This window comes from Spiroplasma sp. hyd1 (genome assembly GCF_016082235.1).
Lineage (GTDB): Bacteria > Bacillota_I > Bacilli_A > Mycoplasmatales > Mycoplasmataceae > Spiroplasma > Spiroplasma poulsonii.
This window is the reverse complement of sequence record NZ_JXYY01000063.1, coordinates 1-5,953: the sequence shown is the minus strand read 5'-3', so window position 1 is coordinate 5,953 and position 5,953 is coordinate 1. Positions and strand designations below refer to the sequence as shown.

4 protein-coding genes are annotated in these 5,953 nt (G+C 27.7%); all 4 read right to left on the bottom strand.

The annotated features are described in order from the left end of the window. Positions 1–187: 187 nt before the first annotated feature. Positions 188–1,279, bottom strand: coding sequence for a hypothetical protein (locus TS70_RS05720; protein ID WP_198049679.1), 1,092 nt, complete (start codon positions 1,277–1,279; stop codon positions 188–190). Positions 1,280–1,436: 157 nt separating this feature from the next. Continuing rightward, the gene (locus TS70_RS08715; protein ID WP_198049678.1) at positions 1,437–4,925 is read right to left on the bottom strand and encodes an ABC transporter permease; all 3,489 of its coding nucleotides are present in this window, start codon (positions 4,923–4,925) and stop codon (positions 1,437–1,439) included. Positions 4,926–5,003: 78 nt separating this feature from the next. Beyond that, positions 5,004–5,384, bottom strand: coding sequence for a winged helix-turn-helix transcriptional regulator (locus TS70_RS05710; protein WP_084218065.1), 381 nt, complete (start codon positions 5,382–5,384; stop codon positions 5,004–5,006). A 205-nt stretch (positions 5,385–5,589) separates the two neighbouring features. Beyond that, the coding region (locus tag TS70_RS05705; RefSeq protein WP_198049677.1) for a hypothetical protein at positions 5,590–5,953 on the bottom strand (364 nt) is incomplete at its 5' end.

Sequence of the window (5,953 nt, the reverse complement as noted above, 5' to 3'; positions counted from 1 at the left end):
TTTAACATCAATTGAATATAAAAATCTTTACTCTACATAAAATTTGTCCAAAAAATCCTTGCCATTCCAATAATTGATAAATTTATATTATGTTTTCAATAGTTTCCTCAAGATATAGGCATTTACGCTTATATTATTATACTATAAATAAAAATTATTTCAAAATTAATACTTATTAAATAATTTTTTATCTTCGGCGACTCTTTTTATAACGATATTTATTTCATAAATAAGTCCCGAAACAAGATATCCCAACAGCACCAGAAGTACCTAAAAACACATAACCCAAAACTTTTGCAACAACCATGTCTTTTGGCTTAACAACTGGGTCAGGGATAATTGGTGGATTATAAATTTGAAATATAAAAGAACCCTCATTGTTATTAACAAAAATATTGGCATTAGCATCAACAGCAATGGTTTGAACTTCTCGACCAAATAAATTGGTTTTAATAACTTGGTCTGCTCCCTTTTTTAAAAAATAAACACCATCTAAAAAACTGCAATAATAAATATTATCATTAGCATCAACAGCAATTGAATATATACTTCGATCCCGTAAATTAATTTGATTTAACTCATTTGTTTTGGTTTGATAAATGTAATTCCCTAAATAAATATTATTGGTTTGGTCAATTGCCATTGTATAAATTAATTCATTTAAATTTTGAATCAACACTAGTGGGTCTTCTTTATTTCGTTGGTAAGAAAAAAAATCTCGTTTATTAGTTGTAAAATAAACATCATCTTGATCATCAATTATTAATGCAAAAATAACATAATCTCCTCAACTAACTTTTTCAACAACAGTTTCCCCTGCTGGTAAATAATAAATTCCAGCAAGCGTTCCCAAATATAAGTTATTCATACTATCTAAAGCAAGCGCAGTGACATCAGCATCAGCCTCAACCCCTTCAATTTTAACAATTGAAGTATCATTCTTATAAATAAAAATATCATTATCTTCTGTTGCAAAATAAATGTTATTATCTTGATCAATTGTTAAAAAAAGGACTTTATCATCAATACCTTTAATTTTAGTTGCCTTAATATCATCGGTCGTTAAAGCATAAAGACCCCGTGAAGAACCAAAATAAGTTTTTTCCTTCCCAAAGGTAATTGCATTTCGAAAAATATTATCAAGCCCTTCAATTCTCGTTCAAACATACTGTTTATTATTAAAAGAAAATGGAACATTTTGAAGAATATTATTTGAGTGTATAAAATTATGAAAAAAAACAGAATTTATAACTACTATCCATACAACTATTTTTCTCATTTTACCCCTGCCCACTTTTTTAATAGCATTTTAATCAGAAACTACTTTATAACAATAACTATATAATTAGTTTAGCAAAAAATAAGACATAATCTAAAATTTAATAACTTTTTAATAAAAAATGTTATCCATTTTTTAAATTGGATAACATTTAGTTTTACTCTGATGTAATATTTGTTAGTTTATTTTTCTTAATTTTTCAAATTCCAACCGTAATAACTAATAATAGAATTATTCCAATTGCTGCTGTTGCAATTGAAACAACATAAGCAGAAAAGGAAGGTATTAACAACATTCCGGTGCTTTTAAAGACAACATTAGCAATTAAACTCCATAATAACTGTGCAATCACGTAACTTAAGATATAACCAATAATGATAGCTAATAAATAAAATCCTAGCACAATTGAAATAATTTTTCATGTTGGATATCCAAGCACTTTTAAGGTCAATATTGTTCGTCGGTTTTCATCAAGCACCATTGAAATTAAAACAGCTAGAATTAAAGCAACAATAACAATCGTTAGTCCCTCTAATACATTAAGAACATCACGGACGGTTCGCATTCCTTGCGAATAATTTTCTCGTAATGTATCAAACGGTCAAATCTTATGCAACCCATTTAATAATTTTAAATTTGTTCTTAAATCCAGTGCATTAGTAAAATCAATCTTTTTATTATTATCAAACATTGTAAAATCATAATTATCTGTTAATGAAAACGAGGACATAATACGATAAGGTTGTAAAGCCATTCCGCTCGGACTGGCACGAGAAGCAACAACATTATAATATGAACCAAGTGGGAACACGATTCCCTTCCTTGTCACATTAACTCATTGGTTCATAACAGTAACTAACGAATCTTGATTCATATAAATATTCCCCGAACTAATATCGGCATCATCTGAACTAACCACTTTAAAAGCAACCGGAACATAGCCAATCGCATTTGTGATTCGGACATTTAATTTAAAAATATCTCCCGGATTAATATCCATTGATTGATAAACTCGTTTTGCTAAAATAACTGGGATTGGTTCATTAATTGTCATATTTAAATCATAATTTACTGGGTTGTCACTAATTTTATAACCAAAAACTTCTTTTTGGGCAACATCAACTGGCGTATTTTGAGAGCGATAGTTCAACAATTGATTTCGTTGTGTTTCATCACTTGATAAACCAACAACATTTAATTGTGAAACAGGATTTTTAGCATTTTTTACATCATCTGGACTTCAACCGGCCGTTAGAAAGACATACGGGAAATCATAAGCTAAATCATACACCATATATGGTCCTAAGTAAATATCAGGGTACTGACCATTAGTTGATGAACCCAAACTATTAATCATATTAATTCCAGTAATAATAGTTTGAATATCTGCTTCGGATAGACCTTGACTAATTAAACTTGGTTTTATAATATTTATTATTTCAATTAACCGATCTCATCCATTAATTCATTCCCCAGTTTTATTATCTTTAACTTTATAGTTAACAATTGCCTTAACTGTTTCAGAATTTAAATAAGGATATTTGTTAGTCTTAGCATCATATTTAATCTTACTTTCAACAAGATTTGGCCCACTTGGATCACCAATAATATTTAGTAAATCACCACAACTTTGTTGTGCCCTAGCGGAATTAGGACTTGATAATTTTAAGAAACACATTAATGGATCTGGAAAATTAAAAGTTTTATCATCCTCTAAGACTTGTGCTCGATAATAATATTGATCACGTTCATTGGTTGTAATTCAATTATAAGGTTTACTATTGTTTGCTTCTTGGGCAATATCTTGTTGATCAGAAGATGCAATTAAATACGATTTTATATCATCTTTAAAATATCGGAAAGAATCACCAACAATGCCTTGGGCCATAACACCAGCATCTAATTGGAAAATTAATAAGAAGGATGAAAAAGCTAAAACAACTAATACCATTACTCATTTTCCGAATGATTTTAAAGCAAAGGTAAATGATAAATGAATATTAAAGGATAATCCAAAGTGGACATATTTTCTTCCTTTTCTTACTCTTTTAGCACGGAAATTTAAATTTGACCCTTTTAAATCATAAATTAAATCTAAAGCTGTTCTGCTTAAAAGAACAAATGAAATTAAAAACGCCATCGCAACAAAGATAAGGGGAATAATAATTGTTGCGGTAATAAAAATAACTGGATTAAAATAAAAGAGTGACAATGGTAGACCAACTGAATATAAGTTTGAAGAAGTAAAATACATTTGTAATGGTAAACTCATAACCCACCCTAATAAACAACCAATTAGCGTTGTAAAGACAATATTAAAAATAAAAACAAAAGATAATTCCCAACGTCGATATCCTAAGGACTTTAAAACCCCAATTTGGCGTTTTTGATAAGTAATATCCTTTTTAATAAAAAAGGCAATAATAATTAAAATAATAATTGAACAGGCAACCGCAATTGAGGTATTAATAATAAAACCAGTATTTGTTAACATTACCACTTGGCCTGGTAATGATGATTCAAAAACAACAATCGCATTATCTGGAGCAACAAAATAATTACCTAAAACCTTGCGCAACAATGCAACTTTTTGAGGATCAGTTAAGTCGCCATTAACATTAATAAAGCCAGTAAACTTTTCTTCACCATTAGAAAAGTTTTGTTTAATCGTATTATAATTTATGTCATTCATAAATAATAATGAACCATTCCTTAAATCAATTATTTTACTACCACTAGCAACTGTTGATAAGCTTGCTAAACTAGGATAAATATTACTATACTTAGCACCATAACCTGCAATCTTAAATTGTAAATTTGAATTATTTCCTAAATTAAAATTTCCACCAACATTTAACGAATTATAGTCTGCATATTGCTTACTTAAAATAATATTGTTTTTTGCTATCTCAGTAACGGCCCCACCAATTGTTACATCATAAACACGATTAAATGGAGTATAAAAAATATCATTTCCTCGTCACCCATCACCATTAAATAATAAATTTTTATCTTTATTAACAGCAACAGCATTAAAATATTGGGTGTCTTTAGCTAAATTATTAGCAACAAACTGATAACTAACATCATAACTAAGATCTAAAGTAACATTATCATTATCAATTAAAGCTTTTAACTGGCTTTTATCGGGATGATGAATAATATAACTTAAAAATGCCGAAGGAAGATTACCATTAAAATTCTTAACTAACGCAGTAAAAGATGCTGTCCCTGTTTGTTTATTTAAATATGATGGTTCTTTTGATCATGTACAAATTTGATTATTTGTTAAATCACAATTTAAACCTAAAACATCTGCCTTAATATTATTAAAAGTTAACCGATTAGTATCAATTTTAGTGTCATCATAAAATTGTGCTAAAAAAGCACGATTATTTCCATTAATTTTTCAATCCGGATTTCTCTTATAAACATTATTATCAATATTCAAACTATCCATCCCAATTTCATAATGATACGAGATACTATTTCTTTTAACATCATTTAATCCATTTTTAACTTGAAAAACAGTCGAAAAAAGTGCTGTAAAGGTTAATACTGCTCCAATGATAAACAAAATCAACCCAATAAATTGCGTTATTTTTTTTGTAAATCCCCGCGTAGCCTCTTTTGCAAGATTTAACATATGTTCCACCCATTTCAAATATATATTAAATTTATTATATAAGAAAAATAAAATATTTTTAAAAAATATTCCAAATCTTTAATCAACTAAATAAGCACAACTAAATCGTTTAATTTGGTAAAGCATTCGTACTAATTCAAAACCAATATCTGTTAACCGATATGAAGAATATGTCACATTATTTTTAAGATAGACCTTTTTCTCAACAATATTTCTTTTAATTAAATTATTAAGGGTTTCTGTTAACACTTTTCTAGTGCATTCTTTTAAATGGTGATGTAATTCATTAAAACCACATTCTTGTTCATTTAAAACATTAATTATTTTTAAAAACCATTTTTGTGAAATAATTTTAACAAAACTTTTAATCGTTGCCACATTGTGATCACAACAGCTACTCTCACAACGACAGTCATTTCCACAGCAAATTTCATCATTAATCGCACATTGTTTCATCATAATTCACCACTCTTTACAATATATTATAGTATATTATAAAACTTAATAAGACAATTTGCAATGCCCATTTTTGAACTAAATAAAAATAGTTAGTTAAACCCAACTATTTTTATCGTCCAATTAATTTGCGAATAGCATCATAACCCAACAGAAATAATAATAAAAGCCAGAACATTAGCTAACTGTGCTGCACAAACAAACGCAATTACCCGTTAGTTTCAAAATTATTGATCTTGTTTTTTGTTGATATAATACCAAATATTGACCCAATTAATAATAAACTACTACTAAATCCAAAAAAAATAAATAACATTATTAAAACAAAAATCATTAATTCGTCACTAATATTAGCACTTTTTATAAAGATTAATGGCATAAAAGAAATAAATAATAATAGTAAACCACTACTAAATCCAAAAAAATAACCCAATCTTTGTAGTCCTAATTTTGTTGAATTAATTAATATTATTCCTATAAGAATTATTGCTATAAAAATCAAAGAAAAAACAGTTAATATAATTCCAATATTTTGAATTGAAGTTAAACTAGCATGTAAACTATTTTTAATT